The 22589-nt window shown below is 32.6% G+C and carries 20 protein-coding genes and 1 other annotated feature; of the genes, 5 read left to right on the forward strand and 15 right to left on the reverse strand.

What is annotated here, in order from left to right:
- Positions 1-12: 12 nt before the first annotated feature.
- Both AC37UB_RS04160 and AC37UB_RS04165 read right to left on the reverse strand, forming a co-directional pair.
- Positions 13-942: an FAD:protein FMN transferase gene (locus AC37UB_RS04160; RefSeq protein ID WP_490685361.1), complete on the reverse strand. Its 930-nt coding sequence runs from the start codon at positions 940-942 to the stop codon at positions 13-15.
- A 3-nt stretch (positions 943-945) separates the two neighbouring features.
- A complete protein-coding gene (locus AC37UB_RS04165; protein ID WP_117973162.1) occupies positions 946-1815 on the reverse strand; it encodes a helix-turn-helix domain-containing protein in 870 nt (289 codons plus the stop codon).
- A gap of 227 nt (positions 1816-2042) precedes the next feature.
- On the opposite strand from AC37UB_RS04165, the gene AC37UB_RS04170 reads away from it, so the two are divergent.
- On the forward strand, positions 2043-2432 hold the full coding sequence (locus AC37UB_RS04170) for a tautomerase family protein (RefSeq protein WP_117973163.1): 390 nt from the start codon (positions 2043-2045) through the stop codon (positions 2430-2432).
- Positions 2433-2494: 62 nt separating this feature from the next.
- Here the strand turns inward: AC37UB_RS04170 and iolG are convergent, their stop codons facing one another.
- From iolG to AC37UB_RS04200, 6 genes are all read right to left on the reverse strand, one after another.
- On the reverse strand, positions 2495-3514 hold the full coding sequence (gene iolG, locus AC37UB_RS04175) for an inositol 2-dehydrogenase (RefSeq protein WP_117973164.1): 1020 nt from the start codon (positions 3512-3514) through the stop codon (positions 2495-2497).
- Between the two features lie 148 nt (positions 3515-3662).
- On the reverse strand, positions 3663-5015 hold the full coding sequence (locus tag AC37UB_RS04180; protein WP_117973165.1) for an APC family permease: 1353 nt from the start codon (positions 5013-5015) through the stop codon (positions 3663-3665).
- Positions 5016-5657: 642 nt separating this feature from the next.
- Positions 5658-6500 (reverse strand): amino acid ABC transporter substrate-binding protein, encoded by an 843-nt coding sequence (locus tag AC37UB_RS04185; RefSeq protein ID WP_241699204.1) that lies wholly within the window; start codon positions 6498-6500, stop codon positions 5658-5660.
- 9 nt (positions 6501-6509) lie between these two features.
- Complete coding sequence (locus tag AC37UB_RS04190) at positions 6510-7145, reverse strand: amino acid ABC transporter ATP-binding protein (protein WP_117973167.1); 636 nt, start codon at positions 7143-7145, stop codon at positions 6510-6512.
- A 12-nt stretch (positions 7146-7157) separates the two neighbouring features.
- Positions 7158-7799 (reverse strand): amino acid ABC transporter permease, encoded by a 642-nt coding sequence (locus tag AC37UB_RS04195; RefSeq protein WP_117973168.1) that lies wholly within the window; start codon positions 7797-7799, stop codon positions 7158-7160.
- 379 nt (positions 7800-8178) lie between these two features.
- Positions 8179-8409 (reverse strand) — a binding site (T-box leader).
- Between the two features lie 354 nt (positions 8410-8763).
- Positions 8764-9822: a DNA/RNA non-specific endonuclease gene (locus AC37UB_RS04200; protein WP_242093706.1), complete on the reverse strand. Its 1059-nt coding sequence runs from the start codon at positions 9820-9822 to the stop codon at positions 8764-8766.
- Positions 9823-9995: 173 nt separating this feature from the next.
- On the opposite strand from AC37UB_RS04200, the gene AC37UB_RS04205 reads away from it, so the two are divergent.
- From AC37UB_RS04205 to AC37UB_RS04215, 3 genes are read left to right on the forward strand one after another with little or no spacing between them, the layout of a single operon-like run.
- The gene (locus tag AC37UB_RS04205; protein ID WP_242093708.1) at positions 9996-10400 is read left to right on the forward strand and encodes a DUF2177 family protein; all 405 of its coding nucleotides are present in this window, start codon (positions 9996-9998) and stop codon (positions 10398-10400) included.
- Positions 10401-10406: 6 nt separating this feature from the next.
- On the forward strand, positions 10407-12209 hold the full coding sequence (locus AC37UB_RS04210) for a DegV family protein (protein ID WP_241699207.1): 1803 nt from the start codon (positions 10407-10409) through the stop codon (positions 12207-12209).
- A complete protein-coding gene (locus AC37UB_RS04215) occupies positions 12210-12986 on the forward strand; it encodes a DUF1295 domain-containing protein (RefSeq protein WP_117973172.1) in 777 nt (258 codons plus the stop codon). It begins immediately after the preceding gene.
- 51 nt (positions 12987-13037) lie between these two features.
- Here AC37UB_RS04215 and AC37UB_RS04220 read toward each other — a convergent pair whose 3' ends face one another.
- The 7 genes from AC37UB_RS04220 to AC37UB_RS04250 form a co-directional block, all read right to left on the reverse strand.
- Positions 13038-13457 carry a hypothetical protein gene (locus tag AC37UB_RS04220; protein ID WP_490685362.1) on the reverse strand — a complete coding sequence of 140 codons (420 nt, stop codon included), beginning with the start codon at positions 13455-13457 and terminating at the stop codon, positions 13038-13040.
- A 320-nt stretch (positions 13458-13777) separates the two neighbouring features.
- A complete protein-coding gene (locus tag AC37UB_RS04225; RefSeq protein WP_241699209.1) occupies positions 13778-14032 on the reverse strand; it encodes an FtsX-like permease family protein in 255 nt (84 codons plus the stop codon).
- A 221-nt stretch (positions 14033-14253) separates the two neighbouring features.
- Positions 14254-17787 carry a pyruvate:ferredoxin (flavodoxin) oxidoreductase gene (gene nifJ, locus AC37UB_RS04230; RefSeq protein WP_490685363.1) on the reverse strand — a complete coding sequence of 1178 codons (3534 nt, stop codon included), beginning with the start codon at positions 17785-17787 and terminating at the stop codon, positions 14254-14256.
- A 59-nt stretch (positions 17788-17846) separates the two neighbouring features.
- Entirely contained in the window at positions 17847-18293 is a 447-nt protein-coding gene (locus AC37UB_RS04235) for a flavodoxin (protein ID WP_490685364.1), read from the reverse strand.
- Positions 18294-18478: 185 nt separating this feature from the next.
- On the reverse strand, positions 18479-19063 hold the full coding sequence (gene yihA / locus AC37UB_RS04240) for a ribosome biogenesis GTP-binding protein YihA/YsxC (protein ID WP_490685365.1): 585 nt from the start codon (positions 19061-19063) through the stop codon (positions 18479-18481).
- 4 nt (positions 19064-19067) lie between these two features.
- The gene (locus AC37UB_RS04245; protein ID WP_490685366.1) at positions 19068-19787 is read right to left on the reverse strand and encodes an HAD family hydrolase; all 720 of its coding nucleotides are present in this window, start codon (positions 19785-19787) and stop codon (positions 19068-19070) included.
- Between the two features lie 79 nt (positions 19788-19866).
- Positions 19867-21672: a glycerophosphoryl diester phosphodiesterase membrane domain-containing protein gene (locus AC37UB_RS04250; RefSeq protein WP_490685367.1), complete on the reverse strand. Its 1806-nt coding sequence runs from the start codon at positions 21670-21672 to the stop codon at positions 19867-19869.
- Between the two features lie 231 nt (positions 21673-21903).
- Here AC37UB_RS04250 and AC37UB_RS04255 point away from each other — a divergent pair, with 231 nt between their 5' ends.
- Entirely contained in the window at positions 21904-22569 is a 666-nt protein-coding gene (locus tag AC37UB_RS04255; protein WP_117974208.1) for a carbonic anhydrase family protein, read from the forward strand.
- Positions 22570-22589: the final 20 nt, after the last annotated feature.

Raw genomic sequence — 22589 nt, forward strand, 5'->3', positions numbered from 1 at the left:
ATCTTCCTCTCTTTACATTAGTTTTGTTTTAATCATCTCTGAAGTAAATACTTTATTTGTTTTATCTATAACAACACACTCAATAGCATCAAGTTGATTCACAGTACTAATAATATCTTTAGTATTTTTACCAAATAGACGTGTTGTCCATATTTCTCCATCAACTGATCGTTTAGAAATAATCGTCAAACTAGCGACATCTGTTTCGATTGGATATCCTGTCTTTGGATTAATTATGTGATGATAGATTGTTTTTCCAACTGTTAGCGTTCTTTCGTAAATACCAGACGTCACAATCGATTCATTTTTAGCTTGAATAGTTACTAAACAATGAGAGCGTGGTTCTGTTGGATGTTGGATTCCTACTCTAAAATAACCATCTGGATGATGACTTTCTCCATAGACCACCACATTACCACCAAGATTTAAAATAGCCGACGTTATATCCTGTTGTTTATAATACTCAACTACTTTATCAGCAATGAATCCTTTTGCTAATGCACCTAGATCAATCTCCATTTGTTTATCCTCTAAATGAATACTATGTGTATTAGGACTTAAAATAATTTTTTCTGGATTGGTTTTTCTTAATAGACTTTCAATGACTTCTTTTGATGGAACTAACGCTCCTTCAAACCCAATTTTCCACTCTTTTATTAAAGGGCCAATCGCTATATTTAAAAAACTATCATCCTGAATACTATGATACTTGCCTAGGGAAATAAGATTGTATAGCTCAGGGGAAACCATGGTATCTGTTTTTCCAGCATTAAAGTTTATTTTCATTAATTCTGAAGTATCGTCATTAGCACTAAACATTTTTTCATAATACTCTAGCATTCTAACTGTCTTCTCAACTACTTCTTCCGCTTTATTTCCTACTACAGTAATATCTATTACTGTTCCCATCAAATGTAATTGTTTGACCACTTTATTTTGCATGGCCTACAATCCTTTCTTAACAGCAATTTCTAATTGCTTTAACTCTTTTAACTTAATCTCATTACGATTAATTTTGGCATAAGCTCTCGCATCGTAAATTAATTCTAAAATGTCATTTTTATCTTTCTTTTCTTCTATTGCATTTTGTGCAAGCTGTGCCGCAGCACGAGCTAAATAATACGTCACGTGATTATCTGAGCATATTTTTATCGCATAATTTAATAAAACATTACTAGCCTCGAGCTCATGAATGCTAGCATAAAACTCACCACATTGATAGACAATATTTAATACTCGCCAAGTATCTTCTACTTTTTTTATAGGATAACGATAGATTTTTTCCAACACTTTATTAAAATAAAACTCTGCTTTTTCCACATCATTCTCTCTGGCAAATACCATCCCAATTCCAGTGTAAGCCAGTAGATGATAGATATCTTCAGTTTCTCCATTGTCTAATAAAATTTGATCAAAATTAAACAAAATATCGGTAATTTTAGCATGTTGAAAAACCATTAAAAAACCTGTCAAATAATGATACCTTAACAAAATATCATTGTCTTCGATTTTGCAAATATCAATTGTTTCCATTAAATTCTTTGCTTTTTGATATTCGCTGGTTATTAATAAAAATTCTGCTTGATTTAATATTTCAATTACATCAGTGTATCGAATTCCAACTTTAGGAAACAACTCACTCAAAGGTAAATCCAATCTTTCACACAGTTTAATTAGTATCTTTAAATTTGGAACTTGAGAGTTATTTTCAAACCGACTTAACGTTGCTTGCGTGCAAATATTTTCTGCTAAGTCATTTTGCGAAAACCCTTTTTGTCTCCTTGCTTCTATAAAACGTTCAATATTCACTATCATCACTTACTTTCGATCTATTGTTTAACTTTTCACATTCTATGGAAAAATCATACTACTTTTATACATTTATGTCAAATCATAATATATATTTTTTTATATCTAACCATATATTTTTAAGTATAAAAGAAATATTTTTGATTAACTTTTACTAAACTAGTGCATTTAATTTGATTATGTTGGTTAAATTTGAGATACTTTAATCACTAAGTTATGGGAGGAATCTTTTAATGCCATTAATGAAAATTGATATGATAAAAGGACGACAACAAGAAGAAATAGAAGAAATTCTAAAAATTTCCTATAGAGTGATGTTAGAAGCCTTTGATGCACCTGTGGGCGATAGATACCAAATAGTCAACCAACACGAACCATATGAAATGCAAATATTAGATACTGGTTTAGGATTTGAACGAACAAAAGATGTGCTTCTATTTAGTCTTATTACTCGCCCCAGAACAACTGAACAAAAAAAACAATTTTACCACAATTTAGTGGCTGCTTTAAATGATGAATTAGGCATTCGAAAAGAAGACGTTATGATTAACTTAGTTGTTAATGATGATGAAGATTGGAGCTTTGCATTTGGTAAAGCGCAGTTTTTAACAGGAGAATTGTAAATGAGATATCACAAAACAATGCCCTTGAAACACTATGTTTCAAGGGCGTTGTTTTGTTGTATTTATATTGTAACTAGTTGATTTTTTTCGTATGATTCTTTACAAGCAAGTGCTACTTTTGTCGATTCTAATCCGTCAATTGCATTAATACTAGGCTGTCTATCAGTTAGAATACACTCAATAAACTCATTTGCTTCATTAATAAAGGCTTGAGAAAAACGTTCTGGGAAATTTTGTGAGGTTGGCCGAACAACGCCATGTTCATTCATAATAGTGACTAGATTTTTTTCTGGTACTTGTGCTATACGCAGCATGCCTTTTGTTCCAATTAATTCTGTTTCAACATGATACCCATGATGACAATTTCTACCAGCTACTAATATTCCCATAGTATTATCAGCTAACTGAAGCATGGCGGCTCCTGTTTCAAGTTCTCCCACTTCATCAAGTTCTTTATAAGCAGCATTTTTTCCGATTGCCCAAACTTTACTTACTTCTTGACCTGTAAACCAACGAACTAAATCAATATCATGAATTGACATATCAGCAAACAAACCACCACTATTACTTGCTCCAGCAAATTTAACAAAACTTTCTAAACCTTCACTTGGATCAATTCCATAACAACGAATTAATGTTACGTCACCCAGTTCACCATTATCAACAAGTTCTTTCGCATACATATAATCCGTATCAAAGCGTCGCATAAATCCAAGCATAAATTTTTGGTTTGGGTATTGATTAACAACTTGAATCGTTTCATTAATTTCTTCAATATTAAGTCCGATTGGTTTTTCAGAAAAAACATGTTTTCCATATTTTAATCCAAGTTGTATTTGAGAACAATGTAACCCTGATGGTGACACAATAAAAATCGCATCAAGTTGTTCATCTTTAACCATCTCTTCATAATCAGTATAGGTAACTTGTACACCTAAGTTATTTTTAGCATACTCTAGCTCTTCTGAAACGGGACTACATGCAGCATACAATGTGGCATTAGCTACTTTATCTTTTAAATTGTGAGCGTGAACCTTACCTAATCTCCCTAATCCAACGATACCTACTTTTATTGTTTCCATCTATCAGACCTCCTATTTTTATGAAACCGTTACCTAAAAATAGTTTATCATAAAATAATCAAGTTATCCATAACATATCCAGATAGATATTAAAAAAATAAATCCCCACTATAAGTTACTCTTATTAATCAAAAAACTAGAAAGCCTCTCACTTTCTAGTTTTTTTTCTATTCGCATATAAATAAAATGGAATACCTAAAGCTGTTAGTCCTAAACCTGTGACGACAAGAGATAATTGATTAATCAACGTCATGGATAGAATAAATACTCCCCCAATGATGGAAATAATGGGGATAAATGGATATAACGGAACTTTATATGGCCTTGGTAAATCAGGTTCTTTCTTACGAAGTTTTATCACAGCACAAAAAACCAATGTGTAAAAAATCCAAATAACAAATACTAACATATCCGTTAAAATATCAAATCCACCTAATAACATCATGACAACTGCTACTGCTAACTCAAAAAGTCCTGCAATAAAAGGCACTTTATTACGATTTAATTTTGCTAATTGATTTGAGTATGGTAATTGTTTATCTAATCCCATAGTATAAGGGATTCTCATACCAGTCATTGTATAGCCATTAATTGCACCGTATACAGAAATTAGAATTCCGATTGTAACAATTTTCCCACCAAAGTCTCCAAATATTTGTTTTGATACATCCATCGCAGCATTTTCATTCCCTGCTAATGATTCGATGGGTAAACTTTTTAAATAAACAAAGTTAACTAATAAATAAATCACCATAACACCAAACAATCCACCGGCTATTGATCTTGGTAAATCTCGCTCAGGATTTTTTAACTCCCCTGATATATTTCCCACATGAATCCAACCATCATATGCAAACATAGTAGCAAGTAATCCTGCTCCTAACGCTGGGAAAAATCCAGATGTTTGTGCCCCTGCGGTTACTGGAAATAAACTGACGCTTACGTCACCTTGTCTCAGTAATCCAAAAATCACAATTAAGGCAAGTGGTATTAACTTACAAACCAATGTAATCGATTGAAATATTCCACTAGCTCTGGCTCCTAAAAAATTAATCAACATAATGGAACCACCAACTAAAATAGCTATTGGTACAATCACTGAGTTGGATAAACCAAATAAGTTTTTAAACTGGGTACCGAATATAATAGAAAGAGCTGCGACGTTGGCTGGAAAATAAATAATGATTAATGCCCATCCTAATAAAAAGCTCCATAACTTACCATACGCCCGTTCAATATATCTCACCATTCCACCTGTTTCTGGGATAGCAGCCGATAGTTCTGCTGCTGTTAATCCTGCACAGATACTAATCACACCGCCTAAAAACCATGACATTAGCGTTAGACTAGCTGATCCAGTTGATTGCGTCACACTAGCTGCTTTGAAAAACACTCCTCCACCTATAACAGTCCCCATAACGGTAGATAAAGCAGGAAAGAACGTCATCGTTCGATTTAACTGATTGCTATCTTCAACTATAATTTCCTCTTGATTTGACATACTTCTCTCCTTTTAAGTTAATTCATCTATAGTAACTGTTCATTATGAATTAACGAATGATAAATTTAAAACATAGCACATTTTATCATACTTATGGGAAAGCAAACAACTTTACATGTTAATTTACTTACTATTTTCAGAAAAAACCTTATATTATAAAATCCAATCATATGGCGTTTGTTGATAAATACCATTGATTCAATTTTGAAAGAACACACTTGCTTCTAAACGCCATATTTGCTTAAATCTTTTATCATAAAAATAAGCATACTTTTCAAGAAACTCAGTGTTTAATCCTTTTTATTTATCACGTAAATATTCGTCACATCATGTATTGACATCATCTTCCAAGTGCCAAAAAATAAAGATATTTCTATTATCTTCTGATACTAATATCAATACTCCTAATTATGATTAGATGAATCATCAGATACAATCATCATTGATGTTAAATTAGACACCGAATTAATCGGAGTTCCTTATTCAAAAAGAAGGGTTTTATAAAGCCTATCACATGAATAAAGAACAATGGATTAGCATTGACTTATCCTCTCTGCATGATACAACGAAACTCTTCTCATTAATCAATACAAGTTATCTGACCATTAAACAAGCAAAAAGAGCCCGATTATAGGCTCTTTTTTATTGAATCGCTTGGTCATTTCCAAACCATTTTTCACTAATTTTCTTCATTTTTCCATCATCTTTTAATTTTTTAAAAGCTTCATCAATTTTTATTTTTAACTCTTTATCACTTTTACGAATACCTACAGCAAAATCTGCACTTTCAAATGGTGTTTCAACAATGGCGTAGTCATTTGGATTTTTTTGTTGCGCTATATAATAATTAGCATACACATTATCTACAATTAATCCATCAATTCGTTTGGCTTTTAAATCAATAAACGCTTCATTAAAAGTATCAAACAAAACTGGCTCATTATCGGCGATCACATCTGTAAATACTTCAGGATTTTTATCAATCATATCTTGTCCTGTTGACGCATTTTGAGCTCCTAAGATTTTGCCTTTCATGTCTTTATATGATGTTATACCATTATCTTTCATCACGACTAATTCTTGACGACTAGTAATATAAGGATCACTAAAGGCGACTTTTTCCTTTCTTTCATCCGTAATATTATACCCATTCCAAATTAAATCAATTGTCCCATTGTTTAATTCATTTTCTTTCATTGACCAATCTATTGATTGAAATTCAGGATCAATTCCATATTCTGCAAATACTGCTTTAGCCAAATCAATATCAAATCCCACAATATTATCTGATTCATCTCGAAATCCCATTGGCACAAACGTATCATCCAACCCTATCACAACTTTTTTGTTTTTTTCTATCTCGCTCCATTTATCTTTATTAGTCCTGCTAGAGTCATTACTGCTTTTTTTACTTCCACAAGCTGATACAGCTAATAACATAATTCCTAACACCACGATTAATATATGTCTTTTTTTCATTGTCATCCCATCCTTTTATTTTATTGGTTCTACTCTAATAGTGTTATCGGCAATACGTTCTGCAAAAGTTGGATCATGTGTGACCACAATTTGTGTCACATCTGGCGATTTTAAATTTAAAATGACTTCTGCTACATCACCACTAAGACCTGGATCTAAAGCACTTGTTGGCTCATCATAACATAATACACGTGGCTTCATAGCTAATGCACGTGCAATTGCCACACGTTGTTTTTGTCCACCAGATAATTCAAAAGGATAAGCTTTTTCTTTATCCTCTAATCCTAAAGTTATTAATAATGTTCTAGCGGTTTTTTCAGCCTCTTCTTTGGATTGTTTTAAGACCATTGTCGGTGCTAATACAATATTTTCTAATACATTTAAATGAGGAAACAACTGAAAATCTTGAAATACCACACCAATTTTTCCATTAATAGCTTGATGAGATTTCTTTGTTAAATCTTCCTCATCAAGTAGTAGTGTGCCACCATCGAATGTTTCTAACCCACTAATACATCTCAATAAAGTGGTTTTTCCTCCACCTGAAGGGCCGAGGATAACAGTAATTTCTCCCATTGGAAACGTGTAAGATACCTCATCTAAAATTTTCTTTTCTCCGAAACTTTTGGATACATTTTTTATCTCAAGCATTCTCATCACTCCTTATTTATAATAGCTAAATCGTTTTTCAAGGTATTTCATTAAACCAGTTAAAACGGCGGTGAAAAAGAGATAAATCACCCCAACCATAACGAGTGGTACAAGTGTTACATCACGATTTGTCGCGATTTTACCTGCTCGTAACAAGTCACCTAATCCCAACACATACATCAGCGAAGTGTCTTTTACTAAGTTAATCACCTCGTTCCCAATGGATGGTAAAATAATTTTTATCACTTGTGGCAAAACGATTTTATATGCTGTTTGAAACGGTGTTAAACCAAGCACTTGTGCACTCTCAATTTGACCTTTTGGTATAGCCTGTAACCCTCCTCTAAATATCTCAGCGAAGTAAGCTCCATAATTTAGAATAAAGGCAATCATCACAGCATCATATCGTTCAAAGACAATACCTATTGCTGGTAAACCAAAAAAGATAAAGATAAGTTGTAATAATAGCGGTGTCCCTCGCATTAACCAAATATAAAGATTTAATATAAAGGTCAATGGTTTAAATGTCACACGTAAACCAAACGCAACGAGTACTCCTAGTGGGATAGATCCTAATAGTGTAAAGAAAAAAACTTTTAACGTCATACCTGCCCCATCAATAAGTGATGGTAAAATTTTCATTATGTATTCCATGGTAAATCCCTCCATTTTCAATTATTAAACAAGATAATTTTTTATTTACCTATCGTTTATTTTTAATTGTTGGTACAAAAAATCCCCTTGGTATAACCCAAGAGGACGATAAACCGTGATTCCACCTCAATTTATTGCTATTTCACAATAACAATCTCATGATGTTTAAACTAATATTTTAAACACTCATCCTTAACGCGGATAAAACGTTATTCCCTACTTTGTTGTTCAGAAATACATCTTTCTAGTTGTGTTCATGTAAAAGCATGTTGATTTTTCTCTCAGCCTATTGAAAAATTCTCTGTCAAAATGGACTTAATACACTACTTGTCTAGTCATTGATTGTTTGGTATAAAAAAAGTCCCTTGGCTTATAAAAGCCAAAGGACGAAAATTCGCGGTTCCACCTTTATTTGTTATTGTTTCACAACAATAACCTCATGAAGTTTATAACTTCGAGCTCATAACGTTTCTCAAACGAACTTTTCTACTAACAATTTCAAAAAGTTAACTCCCAGATGTGATTCACTTAACACGTCTACCTTTTTCCACCAACCAAAGGCTCTCTATAAAACGTCATTTAAGTTACTTTTTCTGTTCATGGTTTTTAACAACTTTATCATCAGGCTTTAATCTTGTCAACAAAATTAATTTAATCGTAATAACTTCTTCTTTTCTACAACTATCATTAATTAAATTTTCGATAATGAATGTAAATATAAGTAAATGAATGAATTATCATAGTCATATTTTTTTAATTTCTTATATTGATAATCAACTAATATCTTACCATGTAACCAACGTGTTTTTTTCGTGATAAAAAACTTAACTCGTCAGCTAATTCAACAATTAGTTTAGAAAAATATTCCAATGTTTTGTTATATCTTTAGATTTTATTTCTAAAAAGTCATCCCTAAATACAAAAAAAGAAACTGACAAAAAAGTCGTTTCTTTTTTATTTTAACTTAATAACAAATGTTACATGGTTCTAACCCTTTCTTTTTGGCTTCACCCAATGTAGAAGGAGTGAAATTACCGCGCCCATGAGCATGAGTATGATATTTTTTTCCAGTAGGTGTAACAAATACTTGATTCATATCATCAGATGAATCATTATCATTAGCCAATGATTCATGATTCGTGATATTGTGTTCTTCTTGTGATGGTTCATTTTCTTGAGCTCTCTCTCCTATTGAACTGCTACCATCTGCATAATTCAAGTCAATCCCATCCTGAATATTAAAGATGTAAACATTAAATTTTATGGTATCATTTCCAATAGATTGTGCTTCCATTTGAACGCCACGCGCCAGTAACTCTTCCCCTCTAAAAACTGGTGTCACACGATATCTTACATAATTATCTGAATTTTGTTCAAGATAATGTTTAACATCCATCTCATGACGTAACATCTCTGGACTGTTTAATTGTCTTGTTCCTGTAATTAAATTTTTCCAATTCGCATTTTCACCAGCTAATGCCCAACCAATTAAGTGTGATCGATTAAATAAATACCCACCTTCAATCTTTTTATTTTTCCAACCTGTTGGTGTAACAGACGAAATACTTTCTCTTTTTCCAGTTGGCATTAATGATTGATTTAGCATAGCATTTGCACTTGTTGCTCTATTTAACCCATCTAAATCACCATAAATTTCCCAAGCGCCATTACTCAAAGATAGCTCTTCATCGCTAAAACTTGGTACATCATCATTAACCTTTATCGTTTGAGTTCCTTCGTATTCTAAGTTTGCCAAATCACTAACTTGATTTTTTAATTGTGAGGCTTGCTCTTCTTTTTTCTTCTTTTCTATTTCATCCTGTTTTGCTTTTTCTTCTGCTTCTCTTTTAGCTAATTCTTCTTTTTCTTTACTTGATGTATCTACTGTACTTTCTTTTATAACACTTGATGAAACTGATGTATCACTTGTTTCCACTGTTTTATCAGCAACACATCCTCCAAAAGTTATTAACCCTGTCAATAACAGAGCAGATAACGCCCACTTTTTCATTTTCTTCTTCATCTTTTCCTCCTATATTTTCATTCCTATCAACTATCTTATAATAAACTATACACTTTTAGTTAATAGTGGTAAAAATACTTTTTTAAAGTATATTTTTTGCTAATCAAGGTAAATCCTTTTAATAAAAATTTTTTTCATGATACTATTTATTTAATCAGAATGGAGGAGTAATTATGAATCAGTTTTTAAAATTGTTTGGTATAAGTGCTGTTATCTTTTTAATGTTTGATCTATTTTGGCTATTAGTTGTATCAAAAAATTTGTACCAAACTTTCATAGGAGAGTTACTCGGTGATGTAAAGGTAACTCCCGCTATTATTTTTTATTTTGTCTACCTTGTTGGGGTTGTATTTTTTGTCCTAATCCCTGGTATTGACAAACAAAGTATTTTCTACACCATTTCTTCTGGGGCTCTATTTGGTTTTATTTGTTATAGTACCTATGATTTAACCAATTTAGCCACTATTAAAAATTGGTCAGTAACGATGACAATTATTGACTTAGTATGGGGAACATCCGTCACTGCTATTACATCAGCAATTGTTTATTTTATTAATTTTAATTTTTTGAAGGGGTAATTTAATTTGGAAGAAGTTGATATTAAAAAGTTAGCTAACAGTATCAAATCAGGTGCTAACTTAGTTATAAAGAATAAAAATGAATTAAATCGTATTAATGTCTTTCCTGTTGCAGATGGTGATACTGGTAGTAATTTGGCCTTTCTTATGCAATCAATTATGGATAATCTTGTTAGTTATCACGACACGGTACATTCTCTATTAACTAACGTAGCATCAGCCGCTTTACTTGGAGCTCGTGGTAACTCTGGAATGATTTTAGGACAGTATTTAAATGCCTTAGCAGAAGATTATGCTCAAAGTGATTTATCAACAGAACAACTCGTTTTTTCTTTTAAAACAGCTCTTGTTAAAGTATATGATTCGTTGCTAGATCCAAAAGAAGGAACCATACTAACAGTTATCTCCTCTTGGTCTGAAAAACTTGTTGATACTTATAAAAAAACACAATCATTAGAAGAATCTTTATCACAAGCACAGATGATAGCAGAAAAAGCCGTTTTAGAGACACAATTTCAAATGACAATTTTTAAAGAAAATAAGTTGGTGGATGCTGGAGCAAAAGGTTTTTATTATTTTATTACTGGTTTGACTGAAGCCTTCTCTCAAAATTTACCACAAGAGTTGATAGAAGAAACCATCCCTTCTTCTATAACTAACTATCCATCTAACTTGATATCATCTGATCATATCATATCTGAAAAGCCTTCTTATCGATACTGCTCGGAGTTTATTATGACTCAACCAAGTATTTCCGATAAAAAATTGAAAGGTAAACTATTAAATAAAGGGGATTCTGTTATTGTTATTGGAAATAAACAACAGTTAAAAGTTCATATACATACTAATAACCCTAAAGACGTTCTATCATTATTAAACCACTACGGTCGTATATCTTATCAAAAAATAGATGATATGCTTCTTCAATATGAAGTTAATACCAAGCCTGTATCATCTATCGCTATTGTGACAGACTCTATTGCTGATATACCAAGTGACTTACTATTGAAACACCAAATACATGTCATTCCAATGCCTGTTCAAAGCGAGTCTAATAATTATCTCGATAAATTAAGTATTGATTCACAGCTTATTTTTGAAAAGGGTATAAATACGAGTCAATGCAGTACATCGCAACCTACTATTCAATCAATTGATAACCTCCTATCTTTTTTACAAGGGAAATATGACCATGTGATTGTTATTACAGTCTCTTCAAAACTCAGTGGTACTTATCAACTAGTCAACCAAAGAATACAAACTAAAAAATTGGCATCTCAATGGATAACAGTTATTGATTCAAAAGCTAACTCTGTAGCGCAAGGTCTATTAGTTATGAAAGCAGCAGAATTAGTAGAAAAATCCTTGAGCTTTAATGACATTATAACTAATCTAAAAGATACCATTCATCGGTTATTTATCTATGTAGCTGTCGCTGATTTATCGCCGATGTTACAGTCTGGTCGAATTCCTTTATCTCTTGGAAAAATGGCTCAAAATTGCCACATCTTGCCAATTGTTAGTCTGGATTCATTTGGCGAAGGAAAACTAATGACTCTTTCATTTAGTCAAAAACAAAGTATTAAAAAAATAGCAAACAAAATAAAAAAACTATTTCGACATCATCAAATTGATCGTTTAGCTATCGCATATGTTTACTCGGAAAATCAAGTTGAATTACTAAAATATTATTTAAAAGATTATACTGATAAAATTGACTATTCAGTAGCCAGTTCAACATCTATTGCTATCAGCGCCGGAAAAAATAGTATCGCCATTGCAGGTATTTTAAAAAAAGGAGAAAGTTAAATGTATCTTACAATTATTCTAGCATTATTTGCTTATTTTATTATTTGGTTCATTATATCAACTATTAAATCCAACTATTCCTTAGTTGATATTGCTTGGGGGGGAGGATTTGTTGTGGTAGCTTGGGTAGGCTTTTTAATGGCCTCTCCGCATACCATTCAACAGATACTTGTTCTACTCTTTGTTACACTTTGGGGAGGTCGTCTTGCTTGGCATTTAGGGTTACGTAATTGGAATGCTCCTGAAGATTATCGATACGTTAAAATCAAACAACGTTGGGGAAATCAATTTGTTCACTTAAAAGCATTTATCAATGTTTTTCTTCTTCAAGGCCTCTTATTGTTTATTGTTGCACTACCTGTTACACATACTTTTACCAATCAACAAGTATATAATACTTTACGTTGGTGGCAAATACTTGGTGTATTCATTTGGATTATTGGATTTTTATTTGAAGTCATTGGAGATTATCAATTGACTAAATTTAAAGAAAATCCTAGTAATAAAGGAAAATTATTAACAACTGGACTTTGGTCTATTACTAGACACCCAAATTATTTTGGAGAAGTCACAAGTTGGTGGGGGATTTTTCTTTTATCTTTATCACATTGGACTAATCTTTGGATTATCATTGGTCCTATTACTATTACCTTTTTAATATTATTTGTGTCAGGTGTTCCCTTACTAGAAAATAAATATAAAACTAGAAAAGATTTTCAATCTTATGCACAACATACTTCAAAATTCTTTCCTTTTATTGGAAAAAAGGGATTATAAACTAACATATTAAAACAGCGACACAGTTTGATTCTGCGTCGCTGTTTTTTCTTATACTACTTTTCTCTCAACTAATCGATAATACACTTTAGATGTTTGAGCATACATCACAAGGTAAATTAGTAAAAAGATTACTACCATAATGATACAAATTATCATAAATAATACTTTATTACTCAATCCAAATAACATCAGTAAATTACTCATCAAAGGAAACGCAAAAGCTAAGTGAAGTGTCGCGAGGATAATCGGGAAAAAGAATACCATAATGATTTGTCCTCTAATACTTTGTTTCACTTCTTGATGACTCATGCCAACCTTTTGCATAATATCATAGCGATGTTCATCCTGCATACCTTCTGATATTTGTTTGTAGTAGATGATTAACCCTGTGGCTAAAGTGAAACTAAGTCCTAAAATCATACCTAAAAATAAGAAACCACATAATGCTACTTGCCATAAATAAAGCATACGTTCCAAAAATCACAAGTACAATCGCAATAAAAATAAGCTAATTGCTTTTTAAAGGAAACTCGATAGTGACTGACATATAATATCCAGCACCAATACAATCAATGCCTGATATACCTGTTAATCATTTTACTTTTGGTTCTTTTTCCCCTGTTTGAGTACCTTTTAATAATTCTAAAAGATTGACTAGTTTTAACTGAATCATATTAATCGCATAAAATAATAAAAAGATACCGATAAAACATACTAACACATAACCTAGGCTCGTCATCGTTAAATTATAAGTACATCCTTCACCGAATCCTGTTATTTTTTCAAAATTAGAAACGATAATTTTGAGAAAATAATCCAATTACTATTGAAAACAATGACACTAACATGGTCTCGATAAATAAAATCTTGCCAAGTTCACGTTTTCCCATCCCTAATATATTGTATAACCCTAGTTCTTTTTTTCTTTGTTTGAGCAAAAAACTATTGGTGTACAATGAAAAAATAGTTGTAAAGATTAAGATGACGATTGAGCCAAAGTCAGATAATAATTTTGCTGAATCTGCTCCTAGTAAAGAATTCATTCCATCATTTTTTAATAAAATTTGTATAATTACATTGACGTTGACCAAAAAAATCATCGATAAGATAAATATGTTGTTAATCCTTAACTGATAATCGAATCATCTTCTACAATAAATAATTTGTGATTCATATTGAAACGCCTTTTTAGAATAAAAAAACCATTTCTATTATGTCTATACATAATAGAAATGGTTTTCACTTGTGTTGCTATGCTTTTTACTTATTTGCCTGACAGTTTTTTGTAGGTCTGAGCTTTTTCTATAGCATCATCTGCTGATTTTTCAAGTAATGTTGCTACTTCTGCTTCATCTTCTAATACATTTTCCAATGCAGAAAAACGAGTTTGATAGTTAAAGAATTCTGTTAGATTATCAAAATTAGCTTTTTTATAATCTATTTTTAGTGGCTCTTTTCCTTTATCCACTAGCTCAGGATTATAACGATAAAGCGGCCAGTAACCTGACTCGACAGCTCGTTTAGTTACTTCAACGGCATGGCTCATTCCACCTTGAATCCCATGATTGATACAAGGAACATATCCAATAATAAGGGATGGACCTGGATAATTTTCTGCTTCAGCAATTGCTTTGATTGCTTGGGTAGGGTTGGCATTAATCGCAATTTGTGCGACATACACCCCACCATATGTCATGGCAATTAATCCTAAATCTTTTTTAGGTGTTCTCTTACCTTCGGATGAGAATTTTGCAATTGCTCCAGTTGGCGTTGCTTTTGATGTTTGACCTCCAGTATTAGAGTACACTTCATTGTCCATGATAAAAATATTCACGTCTTCACCACTAGCTAAACAGTGATCAATCCCACCAAAGCCAATATCATAAGCCCAACCATCACCACCAATAATCCATTGGCTAGGTTTGACAAACAAATCTCTTTTACGATAGATATCTTCGAGTAATTCATTGCCATCCATTTCTTCTAACAAAGCTGCTTCTAGTTTTGTTGACCTCTGTCTTGATCCTTTTCCTTCGTCCTTGTGTTCAATCCAATCAGCCATCAACTCTCTTAATGAGTCGGTTCCAACTTGCTGTTTAATCACTTCTTCTAGTAAATGTTGTACGCCATCTCGTTGTGTTTGATTAGCAAGGTACATCCCCAAACCAAACTCAGCATTGTCCTCGAATAACGAATTGCTCCAAGCAGGACCTTGTCCTTCTGAATTGGTTGTATAAGGAGTTGATGGTGCTGATGCACCCCAAATAGAAGAACAACCTGTCGCATTAGCCATCAACATACGATCACCATAAAGTTGCGTTAATAGCTTGATATAAGTTGTTTCACCACAACCAGAACACGCACCTGAAAATTCCATTAAAGGTTGCTCAAATTGAGACCCTTTTATTGATTCTTTTTTCTTCACAGGATTTGCTTTTTGTTTTAGCGTCATAGCAAATGCCCAGTTGATTGCTTCTTCTTTTTGCTCATCATAAGGTTTCATGACTAACGCTTTTTCTTTTGCTGGACACACATCCACACACAATCCACAACCTGTACAATCTTCCAATGACACTTGAATACGATATTTCAAGCCATCTGCACCTTTCATTTCACGTACAATAAATCCTTCAGGTGCTTCTGCCATCTCCTCATCGTCCGCTAAAAATGGACGAATCGCGGCATGTGGACAGATAAACGCACACTCATTACACATCGTACATGCTTCAGGTATCCATTCTGGAACTTCTAACGCAATGCCGCGTTTTTCAAAAGCGGCCGTTCCCATTGGTACACTACCATCTGTCATATTATTATCAATAAGTGTTTTAACACTCAATGAATCACCTTGTTGTGCATTAACAGGTTCTAATATTTCTCTGACATATTTTGGTTTGGTCATATCAACGACTGCTTTGTCTATTTCAATATCTAACCAATTACTAGGTATATCTACTTTTACCAAATCGGAGAGTGTCAAATCTATAGCTGCATGATTTTTATCCACAATTGCTTGCGATTTTTTACCATAACTTGCGACTACTTCTTCTTTTAAATATTTAATGTATTCATCTTTTGGCATAAGTTGATTCAACTCAAAAAACGCTGTCGACATGACTTGATTAATACGTCGACCCAAACCAACTTCTTGTGCTATGGACATCGCATCAATGATATAAAAGTTTGCTTCTTTTTTAGCTAATTCTTTTTTCAAACGTTTTGGCAATAAACGTAACACTCGATCTTTATCCCACGTCGTATTTAAAAGGAATGTCCCACCTTTTTTAAGTCCACGCAACAAATCGTATTGATGAATGTATGACCCATTATGACAGCCAATAAAGTCTGCTGTTTCAATTAAATAAGGGGAATTGATTGGTTCTTTTCCAAAACGTAAATAAGAGGTCGTTAACCCACCAGATTTTTTTGAATCATAAGAAAAATACCCTTGTGCATATAGGTCAGTGTGATTTCCAATGATTTTAATGGCTTGCTTATTAGCACCAACTGTTCCGTCAGATCCAAATCCCCAAAATTTTGCTTGGTAAGTATCTTTTGGTGTTAAATCAAGCAATGGTCCCACTGGTAATGACAAATGTGTGACATCATCATTGATACCAACAGTAAAACGATACAATAATTTATCCACCGGTCCACTTAAATGATCAAAAATCGCTTTAATTTGGTTCGGTGGCACATCTTTAGAACCTAATCCATATCGTCCACCAATGACGATTGGACGATTTTTATGACGATACATCGCACTTTGAATATCTAGTAAAAGTGGCTCGCCATCAGCCCCTGGTTCTTTTGTTCTATCTAAAACAGCAATTCGTTCTACTGTACCTGGAATATTTTTTAAAATATTTTCAGTTGGAAATGGGCGATACAAATGTATATTTAAATGCCCTACTTTACGACCTTGATTATTTAGATAATCAACTGTTTGTCTAACAGTTGGCGCAACTGACCCCATTGAAATGATAATTTCTGTTGCTTCTTCATGACCATAATAAGTACTCAAATCATAATTCGTTCCACGAGTTGCATTAATATCGTTCATGTATTTTTGAACAATGTCTGGCACTCGGTCATAATATTGATTGATTGTTTCTCTTTGTTGAAAATGAATATCTGGGTTTTGCGCAGAACCTGAAACACTTGGATGATTTGGGTTCATCGAACGATCTCTAAAAGTAGCTAACGCATCTTGATTTACTAGTTCTCCCAGCATTTCATAAGGAATCACATCTATTTTTTGAATTTCATGACTTGTTCTAAATCCATCAAAGAAATTCATAAATGGTAAACTTGCTTCGATGGAAGCTAAGTGAGCTACCGCAGATAAATCCATCACTTCTTGAACAGAGCTCTCAGCTAGCATACAGAAACCGGTTTGTCTTGCTGCCATCACATCTCCATGATCACCAAAAATACTTAACGCGTTTGTTGTAACTGCTCGAGATGCCACGTGAAACACTGTCGGTAACAACTCGCCAGCTATTTTATACATATTTGGTATCATTAACAATAATCCTTGAGATGCTGTATACGTTGAGGTTAATGTTCCAGCCTTTAGCGACCCATGTACCGCTCCTGCTGCTCCTGCTTCTGATTGCATATTTACAACCTTGACTGGTTCGCCAAATATATTTTTACGATGTTTCACTGACCAATTTTCTACCACTTCTGCCATTGTAGAACTTGGTGTTATCGGATAAACTGCCACTAATTCAGTAAATGCATAAGATATATAAGCAGCCGCTGTATTGCCATCCATGGTAATTTTTTCTGTCATTGTCGTTACATCCTTTTCTATACTAAAAATAAAAGCAAGGTGTGACCCTTGCTAATTGTCTACGCTACTTTACTAACTAATTTATCAACAAATGCTTGGAGACGTTCTGTATCTTCGCCATCTGCTTCGTTTTCAATCTCAACCATTTCAGCACCTTCTGTGGCGCCGGTCTTTTTAAATTGTTCCACAAAATCTCGTGCTGATTGACAGAAATATTCTCCGTACTCTGTATCACCAGACCCGACAACGCCGAATAGTTTGTCTTCTAAATCTTCATCTTCTAAATCTTCAAAGAAATCTTCCATCTCAAATGGTAATTCACCATCACCGTATGTATAAGTTGCGACAATACAAATATCTGCATCTTCAAAAAAATCCGGGTCAACTTCTGTGCATTCTTCACGTTCTACCTCAAATCCTGCATCACTGAACTGATCTTCTATAATTTCAGAAATACCCTCTGTATTTCCAGTCATACTAGCATATACGATTTTAACTAAAGCCATTTATTTTCCTCCACTTATGATTAACTTAATTATTTCACAAACCTTATCAACTAAATTTTAACATAAATAAGAGCTTTTATGAATATTCTAAACCTAAAATTAATGAAAAACCATAGCAATTTGTTACTTTTTTCATAAAAAAATGAAGCATGCTTAGCATACTCCATCTTAACTACTTATTTTAATCAATCCATATAACTTTCAATGGCTTTCCACGCCTGATCTTTTCCTTCTTTTGTTTCAGACGAAAAGATAATAAAGTCATCTGATGGATCAAAATTCAATTTTTTCTTAATCATTGATTCATGCTTGTTCCATTTGCCCCGAGGAATTTTATCGCATTTTGTTGCAACAACAATGACTGGTATATTGTAATACTTCAAGAATTCATACATTTGAATATCTTCAGTTGAAGGAGCATGGCGCATATCAACAAGTGATACAACAGCTTTTAATTGCTCTCTTTCAGTCAGATACGTTTCAATCATTTGTCCCCATTTTGCACGTTCTGTTTTCGATACTTTAGCATAACCATATCCTGGAACATCGACAAAGTGCAGACTATCTTCAATAATATAAAAATTTAGGGTTTGTGTTTTTCCAGGTTTCCCTGATGTCCTGGCTAAATTTTTACGATTTACTAGTGTATTAATAAATGATGACTTTCCAACATTTGAGCGTCCTGCTAAGGCTATTTCAGGTAAATTTGTTTTAGGGTATTGTTCAGGTTGTACCGCACTAATGACGATATCTGCGTGATGTACATTCATATATTTACTCCTCTTGTAATAAGTCTAACACAGTCTTTATGATATCTTCATATGAATCCAACTCAACGTCAGGTTCAATCATACCTTGTGTTATTCTTTTATTATTTTTGTTTAACCAGATAACTTTCCAACCTGCACTTTTTGCTCCAACAACGTCATTATCATATGAGTCTCCAACATATAAAAAATCAGTCTCATTAAAATGTGTTCTTTCAACCATTTTAAAAGCAGTTGCATCTGGTTTACTGTATCCAATGCTTTCTGAAATATGATGAGCTTCTTCATTAATCCAATTGACCAGGTTAAGTCGTAAAAGCTTCAGTTCTTGATGATCAGTTGGCCCATTTGTTAAAATGCTAGTAGGGACATTCTTCTCTCTCAATACATTGAGTAATTTTATCATTTCCGGATGAATTACTATCTTAGTTTGTTCATGTAAATAACATGCTTGAAATGACTCACATTCTGAGTCAGTGATTTCCACATCAATATCTTTTAATGTTTGCTTAATGCGTAAAACACGCATATCATGTAATGATAATACTCCTGCTACAACATTAGCATAAGCTATATCACTATGGTATCGAAATAAACGATACAATGTTGGTAAAGAAATCGTATCATCAAACCAAGTTTTTTTCCCAAAATTAGCCTTCATCGCTAACTCAAATGGTATACGCTGTTCATATAACGTATCATCCACATCAAATACAACAACAGTCATTCATTCCATCTCCAATCAATTCTCACTTCATTATATAAAAAAAATGGCTGTTATGCCATTTTTATTTGAAACAAATGAGTTAACCAATTCCTACCAAGAAATATAATAACTTATCAGCATAAGTCGTTTCTTTAATATCCCTTGAAAGCACAGTATTTAATAACGTCATATTATCAGTAATTACTCCATCTACTCCATAAAAAATCATACGATTAATGGTATCTGTATCGTTTAATGTCCACACATAAACTTTCTTCTCTTGATTATGCATAGACTGAACCAAATTTTTTGTAAGTGTTGTGTATTCAACCGAATAAAAATCCATCTTTCCTTCAGGAGGGCCAGCTAATGTGAAAGGCATAATATATCCCACATATAAATCGGTTTTTTTTTCTTTTAATTCTTTTACCACATCAAAAGACAATGACTGAATTTCATGCCCTTCTTCTTTTATCGTATCGTAATATTTTTTTATAAACCGCTCGACCATATCAGGGCTATCTTGTTTTGTTGCTTTGATTTCAATCAATAATTTTTGGTTTAGCTCCTTAGCTCGTTTTAAATAGTCATCAAAAGATACCAAATGTGCTTGTTTGCCATTTTCTTTGGCTGTCATATGTTGTAATTCTTCTCGTGTAAATTCATTTGGACGACCTTTTTGTTTAACTAACTGATTTAGTTTAAAATCATGCATCACAATAAATTCCTTATCTTTTGTCTCTTGCACATCCATTTCAACAAAATTAGGCCGTGTTTTCTTACTTGTCATCTCCAATGCCTCTATTGAGTTTTGTACATGGTTCCCATTATCAACTCCTCGATGTGAGATTGTTAACGGTCGATGAATACTTGGCTGGGTTAAAAATAAATAATTGTATGACAAGACACTGATGATTAACCAGATTCCACCAAGTGTAACGATTATTTTTTGTGGCCAGGTTACTTGTTTAAACGTTGTTTTATTAATCAATGGAAACATATCATTGGTATTTGGTAGATAACCTGATTTATCTAAATATGAAATCGTAATAAAGAAAATTCCAATCGTCGTTAAAACTAAATTAAATACCCAATTAAATTGAAGGAGTGTTAATAATACAATTGCCACATAAAAACTAGATGATTGATAATAAGTATCTACCACCTCTTGTATTCCTATTAGCAATCCATTGACCACCACAGCTATTATGGCGATTGTACCCATTACCGAAATAAATTGAATGATAATCGTTTTTAAATGTTTTTTGGTTAAATACCAACTTGTTTGGCTAGCCTTTTTAAAAGTGTAGTCCTTAAAAATCATTAACGGTAATGTAAACATCAAACGAATGGCTATTGCTATTAAACTTACATAAGCTAAAATAAATAGTATAATAAAAATAACACGATTCTCAAAAATAAAATCAACAATAAAAATTGGTATTTTAAATTTTGATAATAGGTCCGAATTAAATCTTATTGCTCCTATTGAGCCTAATAAAATAAAATAACACAAAAAAAATAAAAAATTACTAATTTTTAATTTTTTCATCTGGAAAATAGTTTCCTTAGCTAATTGCCTCAAAGATATTGCTACTTTATGTTTTACAAAGTACATCGTCAGTAGTAAAAACGTATACTCAAAATATATTGTAAACACTAATAAAAATAACATCATAATCATTAAAAAAAGCACAATTGGATGATGAAAAAGAATTAATCCCACAGTATCATAAGACAAATAAGGGATATCTCCCATTTTTAAAATAAAACGAGTTAATGTAACCATAAAAGGTGCCATGATAAATAATATGATAACGTTGGCCAATATAACACTTTTAGATGAACTTACCCCATCTTTTATGAATTCAAGTGACCTTTTTATACTATTCTTCACTTTGTACATTATATCACCTCACTCTTAATATTATATACTAAAACATGTCATAAAGGGGATAAATAATTTATTTATTCTGTGTCATTTTTGTTATATCACCTTCTTGTTCATTTATATATCATTAAATAATAAACATTCTTTACAATACTATTTTTCAAGACGTCTGACTTGGCGAAAAGAATTCATTTCAGATAAAATTTTGATAACAATAAAGTTGAATGATTGAAAAGGAGTTTTTGAATGAAACATTTTAATGCACCAATACTTGACTGGAACTACGTTAATCAACATGACTGGTGTTGTGAACACTCAATGTCGCAATCACCTATTGATATAGATACAAGTACCTTGGAACCAATGATGGATATGGGGAAGTTACAACTAACCTATTCTCGTACAGTGGATGCTATTTTTGATACTGGCTCAGCTATTCAAGGATTAGCTACAGGAACAGCTAATATTAACAATCGTTTTTTCAACCTACAACAATTCCATTTTCATACTCATAGCGAACATAAAATTGATGGTAAACTATCTGATGCTGAACTTCATTTTGTTCATGAGGCACAAAATGGTCGTTTAGCTGTTTTAGGTGTATTCTTAATTGAAGGTGCTCATAATGAGACACTTCAAACATTACTAGATGCTGTGAACACAAATAAATCCATTCACAATGTGTATCTGTATGACTTATTACCTAAAATTTCTGATTATTATCACTATCTAGGCTCTTTAACAACACCTCCACTTACTGAAAATGTCGAATGGTATCTCTTTAGAGAAACTGTGGAAATTTCTGCCAAACAAATTCAAACTTTAAAACATTTCCATGCTAATAATGCTCGTCATACCCAACCATTAAATGGACGAAAAGTCTTATTTAAATCATTCAATAAAAACTCCTAATGGCTAGATACCATTAGGAG

It is taken from the genome of Vagococcus changpingensis (genome assembly GCF_058211775.1).